At 56.0% G+C, this 13,245-nt stretch carries 12 protein-coding genes; all 12 read left to right on the top strand.

Annotated elements, in window-relative coordinates; translation table 11 throughout:
* Nucleotides 1-70: 70 nt before the first annotated feature.
* Nucleotides 71-1,438 carry a class I SAM-dependent RNA methyltransferase gene (locus tag HMPREF1986_RS05510; protein ID WP_036599467.1) on the top strand — a complete coding sequence of 456 codons (1,368 nt, stop codon included), beginning with the start codon at nt 71-73 and terminating at the stop codon, nt 1,436-1,438.
* A 220-nt stretch (nt 1,439-1,658) separates the two neighbouring features.
* Nucleotides 1,659-2,096, top strand: coding sequence for a DUF3592 domain-containing protein (locus tag HMPREF1986_RS05500; protein ID WP_036599453.1), 438 nt, complete (start codon nt 1,659-1,661; stop codon nt 2,094-2,096).
* 215 nt (nt 2,097-2,311) lie between these two features.
* Nucleotides 2,312-3,385 carry a hypothetical protein gene (locus HMPREF1986_RS05495; protein ID WP_021773791.1) on the top strand — a complete coding sequence of 358 codons (1,074 nt, stop codon included), beginning with the start codon at nt 2,312-2,314 and terminating at the stop codon, nt 3,383-3,385.
* A 73-nt stretch (nt 3,386-3,458) separates the two neighbouring features.
* Nucleotides 3,459-4,697 (top strand): CpaF family protein, encoded by a 1,239-nt coding sequence (locus HMPREF1986_RS05490; RefSeq protein ID WP_009215460.1) that lies wholly within the window; start codon nt 3,459-3,461, stop codon nt 4,695-4,697.
* A 26-nt stretch (nt 4,698-4,723) separates the two neighbouring features.
* Nucleotides 4,724-5,581: a type II secretion system F family protein gene (locus HMPREF1986_RS05485; RefSeq protein ID WP_009215459.1), complete on the top strand. Its 858-nt coding sequence runs from the start codon at nt 4,724-4,726 to the stop codon at nt 5,579-5,581.
* 4 nt (nt 5,582-5,585) lie between these two features.
* Nucleotides 5,586-6,443, top strand: coding sequence for a type II secretion system F family protein (locus tag HMPREF1986_RS05480; protein ID WP_009215458.1), 858 nt, complete (start codon nt 5,586-5,588; stop codon nt 6,441-6,443).
* Nucleotides 6,444-6,473: 30 nt separating this feature from the next.
* Nucleotides 6,474-6,689, top strand: a complete 216-nt coding sequence (locus tag HMPREF1986_RS05475) for a hypothetical protein (RefSeq protein WP_021773790.1) — start codon at nt 6,474-6,476, stop codon at nt 6,687-6,689.
* A gap of 180 nt (nt 6,690-6,869) precedes the next feature.
* Complete coding sequence (locus HMPREF1986_RS12565; RefSeq protein WP_009215456.1) at nt 6,870-7,577, top strand: prepilin peptidase; 708 nt, start codon at nt 6,870-6,872, stop codon at nt 7,575-7,577.
* A 39-nt stretch (nt 7,578-7,616) separates the two neighbouring features.
* Complete coding sequence (locus HMPREF1986_RS05465) at nt 7,617-8,933, top strand: WG repeat-containing protein (RefSeq protein WP_021773789.1); 1,317 nt, start codon at nt 7,617-7,619, stop codon at nt 8,931-8,933.
* Nucleotides 8,934-9,010: 77 nt separating this feature from the next.
* Nucleotides 9,011-9,874 carry a leucine-rich repeat domain-containing protein gene (locus HMPREF1986_RS05460; protein WP_036599452.1) on the top strand — a complete coding sequence of 288 codons (864 nt, stop codon included), beginning with the start codon at nt 9,011-9,013 and terminating at the stop codon, nt 9,872-9,874.
* Between the two features lie 140 nt (nt 9,875-10,014).
* Complete coding sequence (locus HMPREF1986_RS05455) at nt 10,015-10,671, top strand: hypothetical protein (protein ID WP_155978774.1); 657 nt, start codon at nt 10,015-10,017, stop codon at nt 10,669-10,671.
* Between the two features lie 77 nt (nt 10,672-10,748).
* Nucleotides 10,749-13,214, top strand: coding sequence for a hypothetical protein (locus HMPREF1986_RS05450; RefSeq protein ID WP_155978773.1), 2,466 nt, complete (start codon nt 10,749-10,751; stop codon nt 13,212-13,214).
* The last annotated feature ends 31 nt before the right edge of the window (nt 13,215-13,245 follow it).

Genomic DNA, 13,245 nt, shown 5'->3' with positions numbered 1-13,245 from the left:
GTGCCGGGGATGAATGCTCTGTTTTCGGATGGGGAAGGATCGGGAAGGATGCCATGCCGGGAGGGAAAACATGTGGTGTGAAAATGAAGGGAGATGCGGAGGCTGCTTCTACCAGGGGACGCCTTACGAGGAGCAGCTTGCCATAAAGGAGAGGGAGATCCGGGAGCTCCTTCGTTCCGCCGCGCTCGGGGAGTATCGCTTTGAGAATATCCTCCCTTCGCCCAAAGAGAGCGCCTATCGAAATAAGATGGAATTTTCCTTTGGGGATCAGGAAAAGGGAGGACCTCTTTGCCTCGGACTCCATCAGAAGAGAAGCTTTTTTAATATTCTCAATACGGATGACTGCCGCCTGCCGGATCCCGATTTCGGCGTGCTGCTTCGCCTGACAAGAGAGTACTTTGCCTCGCTTTCCATCGATTATTATCATAAGAAGAGTCACAGGGGCTATCTTCGCCATCTTCTGATCCGTCGGACAATAAAGACCGGGGAAATCCTCGTAGACCTCGTGAGCTCCTCTGATTTTCCAAAAGGTTTTCCAAAAGGGGCGGAGCCCGCGCCCTCCCCGGGAACCGTTCCTTCCATAAGGGAGGGAGCTGTGGGAAGCCCTGAGAGAAGGGCCGTGAAGGAGGGTGGGAACGGCGCCTCCGATACGACCGAGAGGGAGATGCTCCTTGACTGGAGCGCGCTTCTTCTCCGGGCGGAGGAGGAGGGGAAGCTCAGGGGGAGGATCCGCGGCATTTTGCACACGAGAAATGACGCTCTCTCCGATGCGGTCATCGATGAGGGGACGGAAATTCTCTGGGGGGAGGATTTCATCTGTGAGGAGCTCCTGGGGCTTCGCTTTCGAATCAGTCCCTTTTCCTTTTTCCAGACGAATTCCCTCGGAGCGGAGAGGCTCTATTCGAAGATACGGGACTATGCCGCTCTCTCCCTTCCTGCGGGAGGGGAGGAGCGGAAGCCCGTGATCTATGATCTTTATTCCGGGACAGGGACCATCACCCAGCTTATGAGTCCGGCAGCGAGTCTTTCGATCGGCATAGAGCTTGTGCCGGAGGCCGTGAGAGCGGCGAGAGAGAACGCGAGGGACAACGGCATCACAAACTGCGCCTTTCTCGCCGGAGATGTTCTCAAGGTGATTTCGGAGGGGGGAGAGCTCATCCGGGAGGATGGAAGCCGCTATCCGGCCCCGCGTCCCGATCTCATCATCCTGGACCCGCCGCGGGACGGCATCCATCCGAAGGCGCTTCGGAAGATCATTGCCTATGCCTCTCCGGCCCTCATCTATGTGGCCTGTAAGCCAAAGAGCTTTGCGAGGGACCTGCTCCCCCTGCAGGAGGCGGGCTACCGGCTTCAAAGCTGCTGCCCCGTTGATATGTTCCCCCAGACCAATAACTGTGAGCTGGTCACTCTTTTATCGAAAGACATGCCGCTGCTTTGACAGTATGGCTGCTGCGTTAAGGCCGGCACGGGAGACGCCGTCTCCCGCCGGCGCTCTCATCCGCCTCTATGGAAAGGCCGTCATGTCGGCGGGAATCGTAAAAGTCTCGTAAATTTCGAAGGGGCGGAAATGTGCTACACTGTTTCCGAAGAAACGAAGAGGGAGAAAGGCGGGCGCCGGAGGAGGCGCAGCTTTTCCCGGGATCAGAAAGAGGGTGACGATGAAGAATTTTGCGGCGAAAATGATCGGGATCATCATTGTGGTGATTTTTATTCTCGTGGGGGCCTCCGCTCTGCTCCTCGCTCTTTGGGAGACGCTGCCGTATTACTCCTATCCGAGGACGGAGGCGCGTGTCGTCAAGGTCCGGAATTATCAGAGGCGGGTCGAGGGATCGGACATAGAATACAAGTACGAGCTTTATCTTGAGTACACCGTCAATGGGGAGAAGGTGGAGGGACTGCTTACCTATGATACGACTCCCCTCATCAAGGAGGGGGAGATGATTACGATCGCCTACAATCCGGACAATCCCACGAACTGCCGTGCGATGAACGAAAAGATCGATGTCTTTAGGTTCATCATGCTCTTCGCCGTTCTGGTCTTCATCGGCTGGCTGTGCCGGACGATCCTGGCTCCCCGCCCGCGGAGGGATTCCTGAGGGGCAGCCGATCGAAAGATGGATTGCCCCTGAATTGTAACAAAAAATTAGGGAATTGTAATTTGACAGCAGCGGGATCGGAAAAGTATCATGAAGGGTAGGACACAGAAAAGACACAAATCTTAAGAAGCTTTTAAGTTGGATTGAGAAGCTCCCCGGTTTTAAGAGGCCTCCAGTGAGCTTCCGTGAGAAGGGTATGAGAAAGGTATGCTGCTATGAAGATCAGACTGGCACTTCTGGATAGCGACAGGGATTATCTGGAGAGGATCGTCACTGCCTTTGGCACGAGGTACTCCGAGAAATTTGAGATCTATGCGTTTACGGATCCGGAGCTTTGCATCGAGACGGTCCGGGAGTCCAAAATCGACGTCCTGGTTGCGGATGCGTCCTTTGAGATCAATACGATCCTTCTCCCGTCCAACTGCAGCTTCGCATATTTTGTGGCCTCGGCGGAGATCGAGAGCTTCCGGGATCAGCCGGCGATATGCAAGTACCGGAAGGCGGATCTGATCTATAAGCAGATTCTCAGCATCTACGCGGAGAAGATTCAGGGCATCACCGGCCTCAGGATGGAGGACGATCAGTGCAGAGTGATCGGCTTCGGCTCCGCCGCGGGGGGAGCGGGGGCTTCCACGATGGCGGCGTCCTGTGCTCTTCACTACGCGATGAACGGGAAGAAGGTTCTCTATCTGAACCTGGAGAGATTCGGCTCCTCCGACCTTTTCTTTTCCGCGGACGGGCAGTTCGACATGAGCGATGTCGTATTCGCGCTGAAGGAGCAGAAGGCGAACTTTTCCCTGAAGCTGGAGAGCTGCGTGCGGCAGGATGCGAGAGGGGTTTATTTCTTCGAAAGGCCCAAAGTCGCACTGGATATGATGGAGCTCTCCGCGGAGGAGAATCTCCGCCTTCTGAGGGAGCTTCGCCTGAGCGGCTCCTATGATTACATTATCGTCGACAGCGATTTCAATATCGACAAGGATCATATCGACATCTACCGGGGCATGCATGAGATCGTCATCACGGTGGATGGCTCTGAGATCGGAAATCAGAAGACGATCAGCATGCTGCAGGCCCTAAGGATCAAGGAGGAGAATGTGGAGGTGCCTCTTCTGAAGAGGATGTCCTACATCTACAACAGGTTCAGCAATAAGACGGGGCGGCCGCTCGGCGAGGTGGATATCCGAAACCTCGGAGGGATCCCCCGCTATGAACACGCCACGGTGCAGCAGATTCTCAGTCAGGTCGCGGAGAAGGAGATCTTCGATGAGATCCTGCGGGGGGATTTCTGATCGGAGACGATGCTCGGATTTCCGAGACGGCGAGAGAGACTGAAGAAGCGGGAGCGAAGACGGGGGAGAATAGATGACACATGAGCAGGAGCAGGGGCTGGTAGAGGAGATCAAGAAGCATATTTCCGGCAGCTTTATCCTGAGCCAGATCGATGACGATATCCTGGAGGATAAGATCAAGGAGGCGGTCAACGAGCGGACAGGGGGGCAGTACTGCTCCGTGGAGCAGAAGCTCTCCATCGTCCAGCAGGTCTACGGCTCGATCCGGGGCTTCGGTCTCCTGAATTCGATCCTGAATGACGACAGCATCACCGAGGTGATGATCAACGGCACAGACAATATCTTTATCGAGCAGAGCGGAAAGCTCTTCAAGCTGGATCGGAGCTTTGAGAGCCAGAAGAGGCTGGAGGACATCATCCAGAGGATCGTCGGTCTCGCGGGGCGAGAGGTAAATCAGGCGAATCCGATCTGCGATACGACGCTTCCGGACGGCTCCCGTGTCAATGTGGTTCTCCCGCCGGTCGCGCTCTGCGGCCCGACGATCACGATCCGAAAGTTCTCGAAGGAGCCGATGACCATGGAGAAGCTGATCCGCTTCGGCTCTCTCACGGAGGAGATCGCGGGGAAGCTCAGGCTCCTGGTGAAGGCCCGCTATAATATCTTTGTCTGCGGGGGCACGGGCTCGGGGAAAACGACCTTCCTGAACGCCCTGTCGAACTTCATCCCCCATGACGAGAGAGTCATTACCATCGAGGACACCGCGGAGCTGCAGATCGAGAATGTCGACAACCTCGTCCGGCTGGAGACGAGAAATGCGAACTCCACCGGAGCCGGCGAGATCTCCATGACGGACCTCATCAAGTCCTCTCTCCGTATGCGGCCGGACCGCATCGTCGTCGGAGAGGTCCGAGGAGGCGAGGCACTGGACATGCTGCAGGCGATGAACACGGGGCACGACGGCTCGCTCTCCACGGGCCACGCAAACTCCACGAGGGATATGCTGAGCCGTCTGGAGACGATGGTGCTGCAGGGGGCGGCAAACGTCCCGCTGGAGGCGATCCGGCAGCAGATCGCATCGGCCGTGGACATCATCGTGCATCTCTCGAGGCTCCGGGACCGCTCCCGAAAGACGATGGAGATCACGGAGGTCCTGGGATATGAGAATGACGAGATCATCTTAAATCCCCTCTATGTCTTTGAGGAGTCGCCGGAAAGCACAGTGGCGAAGGTCAGAGGGGTTCTCAAGAGAACGGAGAACCGGATGCAGAACGATTTCAAGCTCCGGCTCGCCGGGATACGGGAGACGATCTGAGGAAGTGCCCTTTAAAGGAGGAAGACTTGTTCGGGAAAAAGCAAAAAAAGAAGAAGGAGCCGAAGTACATCATCTCGCCTCTCGGCACTCCGCTCCTGAACTATAAGGTCTACTGCATGTCCTTTTCCGAGAGGCTCAGAACCTTTCTCGCCGCGCTTTTACTCGGCGGAGGAGTGAGCCTGGTCTTCTACGGGAATCAGTTTCTGGATTCCTCGGGGAGGCCCACGGGCGCGACCGCGACGGGGAATGTCGTGATCTTCCTTGTCGTAGGCTCCATCGCCGGGATCTTCGCCCAGTCGATCCGCAGCAAGATGCTCCAGAAGAAGCGGATCACGGAGCTCTCGATACAGTTTCGAGGCTTCCTGGAGGCCCTCGCGGTGGCGCTGTCCAGCGGCATGAACATGAATGACTCTTTGCAGAGCGTCTATAAGGATCTGGTGTTGGAGTACACGAGGGACTCCTGGATCGTCAAGGAGACGGAGGAGATGATCTCCGGGATGCGGAACAATATCCCCATAGAGGATATGATCCGCTCCCTCGGGGAGAGGAGCGACAACAGGGACATCCGGAATTTCGCGACGGTCTTCAATGTGAGCTATCGCGCCGGGGGGAATATCCGGGACATTGTCCGCCGCACCGCGGACATCATCGGGGAGAAGATCGAGATCAGCGGAGAAATCGCGACGGCGATCTCCTCCAACAAGCTGCAGTTCAATGCGATGATGGTCATCCCGGTTTTTCTGATCCTGATGCTCCGGGCCATGGGGGGAAACTTCGCGAAGAGCTTCTCCACGCCGCTCGGCGTCATAGCGACGACCTTCGCGCTCGGCATATTCGTTCTGGCGTTTTTGCTGGGGCAGAAGATCATGGATATCAAGGGATGAGAGTATGCAGACAGGACTTTTGATCATCGGGAGTATCCTCTCCCTGCTCTTCATCGCTCAGCTCTTCCGGGGGCAGGGCTATGAGGCGCTGGTGGAGGGGGTCGACGAGAAAAAATATCCCCTGAAGGAGCTCTATGTGGTCGGTTTTGCCTGGAGCCACGGGCCGCCCTTTTCGCTGAGGGGCGCCATGGGAGACCGCCTGAAGAAGCAGGCGGCGCTGATCTACGGCCCCCAGTATGCGGACTACTACGCGAATCTGCAGTGGGCGATGGGGATCACGCTGGTGCATCTCATCAGCGCTGTCACCTGCATCTATGCGGCCTGGCAGAACAGCGGCACGACCTTCCTGATCGGGATGTTCATCGCGCTTCTCGCGGGCGTCTACGCCGTCGAGAATATGCATAATGAACTCTCGAAGCGGACGGCGGACTGCGAGCTGGAGCTCCCGGAGGTCGTCTCCACCATGGCGATCCTGGTCAACTCCGGGATGGTGCTCCGGGATGCCTGGAGGATGATCGGGGAGAGCTCGGAGGGCGCGATCTATAAGCTCATGCGGGAGGCGGGGGAGAACATGCAGAACGGCTACTCCGACGCGGACGCGATCCTTCTTTTCGGCAGAGCCACGGATTCGCCGGAGATCATCAAGTTCACCAGCGCCCTTTTGCAGAGTATGGAGAAGGGGGGCTCGGAGCTTCCGCTCTTTCTCGCGAAGGAGTCCTCGGAGCTTTGGAGCAGCAAGAGGCAGAAGACCCTGCAGCTTGGGGAGAAGGCCTCGGCGAAGCTTCTCGCTCCCATCATGCTGGTTTTTATCGGCATCATCATTATAATCATGGCAGCGGCCTTTGCGGGCTCACTGTTCTAAATATAGAAAGAGAAGGAAGGAGGAGAAAGAATGGACAGGTTAAATGATTTGCTGCTGGCCGGAAAGATCCGGGCGGAGCATGGTCTCGATGCATTCCTTTCCGAGGAGCGCGGAGATACCAACTTCATCTCGATGCTGATTATCATCGCTATCGCCGTTTTCCTCGGCGGGCTTTTCAAAGCCATGGGCCAGAATATTCTCGACACAGTGCAGAATAAGGTCGCCCAGTTCGTCAACGGCCTGTAAAGGGAAACCCGTTGATTGCAGGGACCAACAGCTAGACGGAGCCGGTCCGGAGGGGCGGGCGCTCAGGAGAGGGCGATACAAAACGCTGCCATGATGAACTTTAGCGGGTATTGCCCTCGATAGAGTACCGTACTCCGGGCCGCTCTGCAGGAAAGCGAGACGGAAGAGAGAACAGGGGAAATGATATCATACGGGAACCTGATTTGCGGTCTGGGATGGGCGGCGCTTACGCTGCTTGCGATATTCCTGACACAGAAATATTATATTCCGATGCTTGCCCGAAGGGCGGGGAGGGAGGAGACGGCTCCCGATCTTCCGAGGATCAGAGGCGGGCGCGATTACGGGCGGATCCTGGAAGCCGCGGCTCTCATCGGGATCGCCGTGTTTTCCTTTTTCTGCGGCTGCTTCACCCGGGCGGTGGCCGTCGATCCCGCGGCATTTGCCAAGATCCTGCTTGCTTTTATGGTGCTCACGGTCTCCGCGGTGACGGATGCCCGGCTTCAGATCATACCGAATCCGTGTCCGGTCGTGATGCTCGTCGGCAAGCTTCTCATCGGTATCTGCGAGCTGATTTTTCTGAAGGCCGAACCACTCGCCCTTCTTATAAACAGCTTTTCCGCGCTTTTGATCGCGCTTATTTTTCTTTTGATCATGGCGAAGCTTTCCGGGGGGGGGATCGGAATGGGGGATGTCAAGCTTTTCAGCGCACTGGGCTTTCTGTGCGGACTCGCGGCATTCTGCATTACGCTTTTGTTTTCCTTTGTCCTCTGCGCCTTGTTTTCGATCCCCGCGCTCATCATGAAGAAGAAGGGACTGAAGGATGCGCTCCCGCTGGGGCCGTTTATCCTGATTGCCTTTGGCCTTTCCATACTCTTTTCCATGATCTAGGACGCGGCAGGACCGTATACCATGTAGAGAGGTAGCGATTTGAAGCTGAATAAAATTACAGTCACCATAGGCCTCCTGCTCCTCATCGTGATCGGCTGGAACAGGACGGTGGCGGAGCGGAACAAGACGAGAGCGGCATACGAAAACTACCTCGGGACAGCGGCGGATTATATGAAGCGCGGCCTTTACCAAAAGGCCGGGGAGGAGTATAAAAGCGCGGCGAAGCTGAAGCCGTCGGAGGAGGTCTACACCGGTCTCCTGAACGCCTGCAAGGCGGCCTATGAGGAAAATCAGAGGACCTATTCGACCTATCTGGATGCCGCGAGAGAGGCCGCGACCGCATACAGCGGGAATGCGGATTTCGCCATGCAGCTTGCGAAGCTGCTCGTCGTGAAGGAGGATTACAGCTCGGCCTGCTACTACCTGAAAAAGGCGAAGGAAAGAGGGGCCTCCGGGGAGGATTTCGAACAGCTTCTCCTGGAGATTCGCTATATCTTCGATACGGACTGGCGGAGCTATCGGAATTTTCGAAGCGCGGTGAACGGCTTCTACGAGGTCTATGATGAGGAGGGCTGGACCTACCTCTCCGACAACGGGGATGAGACAGATTTTAAGAAGCTCAGCTTCGCGGGGCCGGTGGGAGAGTCCGGAATCCGTCTGATCGGGGAGGACAATGCGCTCCGAATCTCGGACGGAAAGCATGTCACACAGGGGATCCTGGAGGGGGACGCACCCACAGAGGTCGGCGTCTACAGCGAAAAGCTCTTCCCCGCGAGGGTTGACGAGCGTGTCTCCTACTACGGAGTCATGGGCGATAAGGCTTTCGGGGACTATGAAAATGCCGGGAGCTTCACAGACGGCAAAGCGGCGGTATCGGACAGCGAGGGCTGGAGATTGATCGATACCACGGGAAAGACCGTTTCCGAGGGGAGCTATGAGGAGATCCGCTTAAACCTGGATGGGAGCTGGATCAAAAAGGGCGTCATGCTGGCGAAGCAGGACGGAAAGTATCATCTCTACAATCAGAAGGAGAAAATGATCGGCGATTTCTCGGCGGATGATGTGGATGTGATCACATCGGACGGCGTCTTTGCCTTTATGCAGGACGACAAGTGGGGCTTTGCGGACACAAAGGGGAATGTGCTCATCGCTCCGGAGTACGAAAGTGCGAAGAGCTTTTCCAATCAGATCGCGGCGGTCGCGAGTGATGGGAAGTGGGGCTTCATCGATATGGACAATAAGCTTGTGATTCGTTATCAGTTTTTGAGCGCGGACTATTTCTCCCCTTCCGGCTTATGCATGGTGGAGACCGGACAGAAGCTCTGGCAGTTCATCCGGCGGAAGGTGACGGAGTAGAGATAGAGATAAAGATAAAAAAAGAGAAGTGTTGTAAGAGAACAGAACGCATACGCTTTGGCGGGGAGGAAAATCCATTGAAGAGAAGAGAAAAGAGGACCTTTTTGATCGCGGCTTTGCTGCTCCTTGCACTGGGACTTGGCGCCTGCGGAGGGAAGAAGCAGGACGATGGCGGAGGAAAGGAAGGCGCGAAATCCGAGCAGGCGGCGAAGAGCAGCGACTCGTATTTTGAGTGGAACGGGGACAAGATCTCAAGCCTAAGCGAGGAGGGCGCGAAGCAGAAGACGCTCACGATCCCGGCAAAGTGCAAGGGCTTCACAGACCATATCTTCCTTCTCCGGGAGAATTCCGTAGAGGAGGTCCGCTTTGAGAGCGACGAGGACATCCCGCTGGACGGCGCGTTCACGCAGTCCTCTGTGAAGAAGGTGCAGCTCCCCGCGAAGCTGACAAAGATCGGGGATGCGGATTTCCAGCACTGTGAATCGCTGGAGGAGATCGAGGTCCCCGCATCCGTGACGGAGATCGGAAATTTTGCCTTCGCCTATGACGGCGCGCTGAAGACGGTCAAGTTCGCGGGGGAGGGTGTGCAGAAGATCGGTAACAATGCCTTTCAGAACTGCAAGGCGCTCAAGGATATCACGCTTCCGGATACGGTGACGGAGATCGGGAAGAACTGCTTTTTGGACAATACGGCTCTTAGCACGGTGAGACTGCCGCAGGATATCAAGAAGATCGGGGGCTATGCCTTTGCGGGGAGCGGTGTGACATCCGTCTATGTTCCGGAGAAGGTCACGCTGGAGTCCATCGAGCACTCCTCCTTCGCTGCGCTGCTGGACACGACGACAGCCTATGTCGTAGAGGGCTCCTGGTTCGATCAAAACTACGACAGCGGCATGCTGGAGGGAGTCTTCGACAAGAAAGAATATTACGACGGGAAGTAGCAGGCGGGAGGGCTTTCCGCGGCCATAATGCGGGGAAGGCCGCGAGACAAAAGCGCGCGGAATTGCCTTTTGCTTTGATTCGATAAATGAATTCCATGCCGGAATCAGCGGCCGGAAGAAGCATCGGGAGGGGGGATCTCATGAGACGGGAGGACGAGCGGGGAACCGTCATACTGGAATGGTCGATCGGGATAACGTTTTGTATCTTTATCCTGATGTTTTTCCTCAGCTTCAGCATTTTTCTCTATCAGAAGGTCATGGTCAAGGTCGCGGCGAATGAGGCCGCGGAAATTGTGGCGGAGACCTATAAATTCGGAGAGCTTCCGGATCCGGAAAGTATCTCGAAGGAGGACATCACAAAGATCGGCCTCTACCGTTATCTCCTGCCGGGGAAGCTGTCCGACAGGCACAATGCGGGAGTCGCGAAGGCGACCCGCTTCTTCGATGACCGCCTGACGAAGGCGACGCTTGCGAAGGATAACGGCGGGCTTTCTGTGAAGGTGGAGCGAAAGGGCGATGATATCGGGCGCTGTCACTACGTCGTCACGGTGAGCAAGGGCTATACCTTCCTCTTCGGGAAGCTGCTCCGGGCGGCGGGGCAGAAGGAGACGGAGCTTCTGAGCGCGCAGGCGGTGACCTCGGACTTTGATGCATCCTATTATATCAATACGATCAAATTCACAAAATATGCGCTGAAAAAAGCGCAGGGGCTGTCCACTATCGTGGGAGCGGCCAATTCTCTCATAGAGCTGGTCAGCAGCACGTTTAAGATCGGGAGAAGCCTGACGGGACACTAGGGCGGAAGGGGGAGCCGGGCCCTGCATGGTTCCCGATGGAGATATCAGTTCCCCGGGGGAAGGAAGAGAGGTACAGCGTGAATATCAGAAAAACTTTCAAAGCTCTGCGCGGATTTCTACGCCGTTATGTCAACGGCGGGAAGGGGATGCTCTCCCTCTTTCTCGCCTTTACGGTCTCACCGCTTCTCATGTGCACCTTTGTCTTTGTGGAGTATGCGAGGTACCAGAGCGCAAATGAGATCATGCGGGAGCTGATGGGAAGCTCGGTCTTCTCCACGCTCGGAAACTACGACCGTTATCTGGAGGAGCGCTTCGGTCTTCTCTCCGTAGATCAGAAGACGGATATCGCTTCCACCAATAAGGGATACCTCTCGGAGAATCTGAAGTCCATGGGGCAGGGGCTGACGCTGTCCTCCTCCGATGCCTCGGGGACGCAGGCGCTCTACGATCCCGAGATCCTCTCCCAGCAGCTCTATGACTACAGTGAGCTCTCCGTTCCCGTGAATACCATCGTGGAGGGAGTCAATCTCAAGGAGCTGGTCCAGAATCTGGAGAAGGCGGAGTGGCTGGAGCCGCTGAAGCAGAATATCGATACGGCAAAGACCGCGGAGGACGCGGCAAAGGACGCGGAAAAGCTGGTTCAGGCGGTGATCGACACCGTAAGGGATGGCGTGGACTTTACAGAGAAGTTCAAGACCTATGACGAGAAGTACAGGAACTTTGAGACGGCTGTCGTGGATCTTGCGGAGGCGAAAAAGGACAAGGGCGAGGAAGGCGGAGACGACGACGGAACGGATCTGAAGTCGAAGGAGGATGCCGCGGAGTCTGCCGCAAGGGACTACAGCAGCGCGGCCTCCGGCTTCAAAGACAGCCTGAAAAAGCTCACCGACGATATGGCCAATATCATGGGAGCACGTGGAGACCTGCAAAAGGATCTCAAAAAGCTGCATGAGGATATGGAGAAGAGAAAGAGTAAGGGGAGCGATGATTCGAAGGCTGCGGGCTCCATTGCGGAGGATTCCTGTAAATGGCTTCAGGACATAGATGATCTCGTTGTAAACTTTTACTCCACGAATGTGAAGGATGATTACCAGGCTCTGTCGAACCAGGAGCAGGCGTCCTTGCGGACGCAGATGGATACGCTGAATTCCTTTAGAGCATCCGAGGTGGGGGAGGACTGGGATGCCTCAACCGTGTGGAGTAAATATGGTGAGGTGGTGCCTGTAAGCTTTCCGACAGGCATCGGGTTGACCCTGACGATGCTGGAAAAGGACCTTGGCGAATTGGCGACTGCCGACTCAGAAGGAGTCCAGGATATCCTGAATATCGCGGATCTTGGAAACCGGCTTTTGCAGACCTCGGTGCTCTACGATATCTCTCTGGATTCCAAGATCAACGCATCCCTTCTCGTGCACCAGGATGTCAACGATACCAGCGCGATCGCTACGGTAGAGGGACTGACCGGGATGATCAGCTCGGCGAAAGACTTTGCGGACGGCGTCATGGGGCTCAACGTCCTGAAGGCGATCACGGGCTTCGTGACCTTTATCGGAAATGTCGTAAAGTTCTTTGTCTCGGTGCTCTACTGGATCGAAACTCGCTTTGTCAACCTGGCCACGCTCATTCTGGATCTCCCGAAGTTCTACCACCACCTTCTCATGTACGGCTATGCGGCCTATGATCTTCCAAACCGCGCGGTCTATAAGGATGGAAAGACTTTGACCGGCTACGGCTACTCCGAGATTTTCAACCTGGCCGGAGGCTCAGCGGATAAGCTTACGGCGGTGATCAACTCCGGAGGATCTCTGCTGGACTTCTCCGGCATGCACGATGAGTCGGGCTCGGATCCGATGTTCAAGGGAGCGGAGCTTGAGTACATGCTCACCGGGGCGAACTCCGAGTATGTCAGTCAGGCGGCGGCCTTCTTCGACTACTATATGTTCCGCTTTGTCGCGGATATCGTCGCGGTTTCGAAATCGGATATCCTGGAGATGGTCTCCGCCCTGGGGCCGGTCCGTATCGCGCTGACCATCATTTTCATGATTATGGAGCCCTTCTTCGATGTCGTGATCCTCGCAAACGGAGGAAAAGAGTATCTCTTTAAGAAGACGGCCTATATGTCCTTTGAGGGGCTTCCGGCTCTGGTCAAGGATCTTGTGGATGTGTCCAGTCTCACAGATGATATGAAGGGAGATATCAAGAAGACCTTCGGTGATGCCGGGAAGAAGGGAAAGGGCTCGAAGCCCTGGATGGAGGCCGGAGGACTTGCCACAAAGGACGGCATCCTGGAGATGGACTACACCGAGCACGGGCTTCTCTTGCTCTTGATCTGTGCCCCGGAGCAGATCTATCTGAAACGTCTTCAGAATCTGATCCAGCTGGAGGCGAAGGAGAACTACAAGGGGAAGGTGGACTTCTCCTTGACCAAGGCATATACCTGTATCTCGTCGAATGCGAGCTATAAGCTGAATCCCATGGTGAAGCTGGACAGCCGCATGACGAGCGGCGTTACGGTCAAGAAGAAAAAGGATCTTTCCTACTAGCAGCGGCATGCAGGCGGGTAAGAATGCGGCC

It is taken from the genome of Oribacterium sp. oral taxon 078 str. F0263, from assembly GCF_000469565.1.
Lineage (GTDB): Bacteria > Bacillota > Clostridia > Lachnospirales > Lachnospiraceae > Oribacterium.
The sequence above is the reverse complement of the archived record's forward strand: the minus strand, read 5'-3'. Positions and strand labels throughout refer to the sequence as shown.

Excerpts from the sequence above, each read along its gene's own strand:
- HMPREF1986_RS05510 (WP_036599467.1), top strand. The coding sequence starts at position 71 with ATGTGGTGTGAAAATGAAGGGAGATGCGGAGGCTGCTTCTACCAGGGG.
- HMPREF1986_RS05500 (WP_036599453.1), top strand. The coding sequence starts at position 1,659 with ATGAAGAATTTTGCGGCGAAAATGATCGGGATCATCATTGTGGTGATT.
- HMPREF1986_RS05495 (WP_021773791.1), top strand. The coding sequence starts at position 2,312 with ATGAAGATCAGACTGGCACTTCTGGATAGCGACAGGGATTATCTGGAG.
- HMPREF1986_RS05490 (WP_009215460.1), top strand. The coding sequence starts at position 3,459 with ATGACACATGAGCAGGAGCAGGGGCTGGTAGAGGAGATCAAGAAGCAT.
- HMPREF1986_RS05480 (WP_009215458.1), top strand. The coding sequence starts at position 5,586 with ATGCAGACAGGACTTTTGATCATCGGGAGTATCCTCTCCCTGCTCTTC.
- HMPREF1986_RS05475 (WP_021773790.1), top strand. The coding sequence starts at position 6,474 with ATGGACAGGTTAAATGATTTGCTGCTGGCCGGAAAGATCCGGGCGGAG.
- HMPREF1986_RS12565 (WP_009215456.1), top strand. The coding sequence starts at position 6,870 with ATGATATCATACGGGAACCTGATTTGCGGTCTGGGATGGGCGGCGCTT.
- HMPREF1986_RS05455 (WP_155978774.1), top strand. The coding sequence starts at position 10,015 with ATGAGACGGGAGGACGAGCGGGGAACCGTCATACTGGAATGGTCGATC.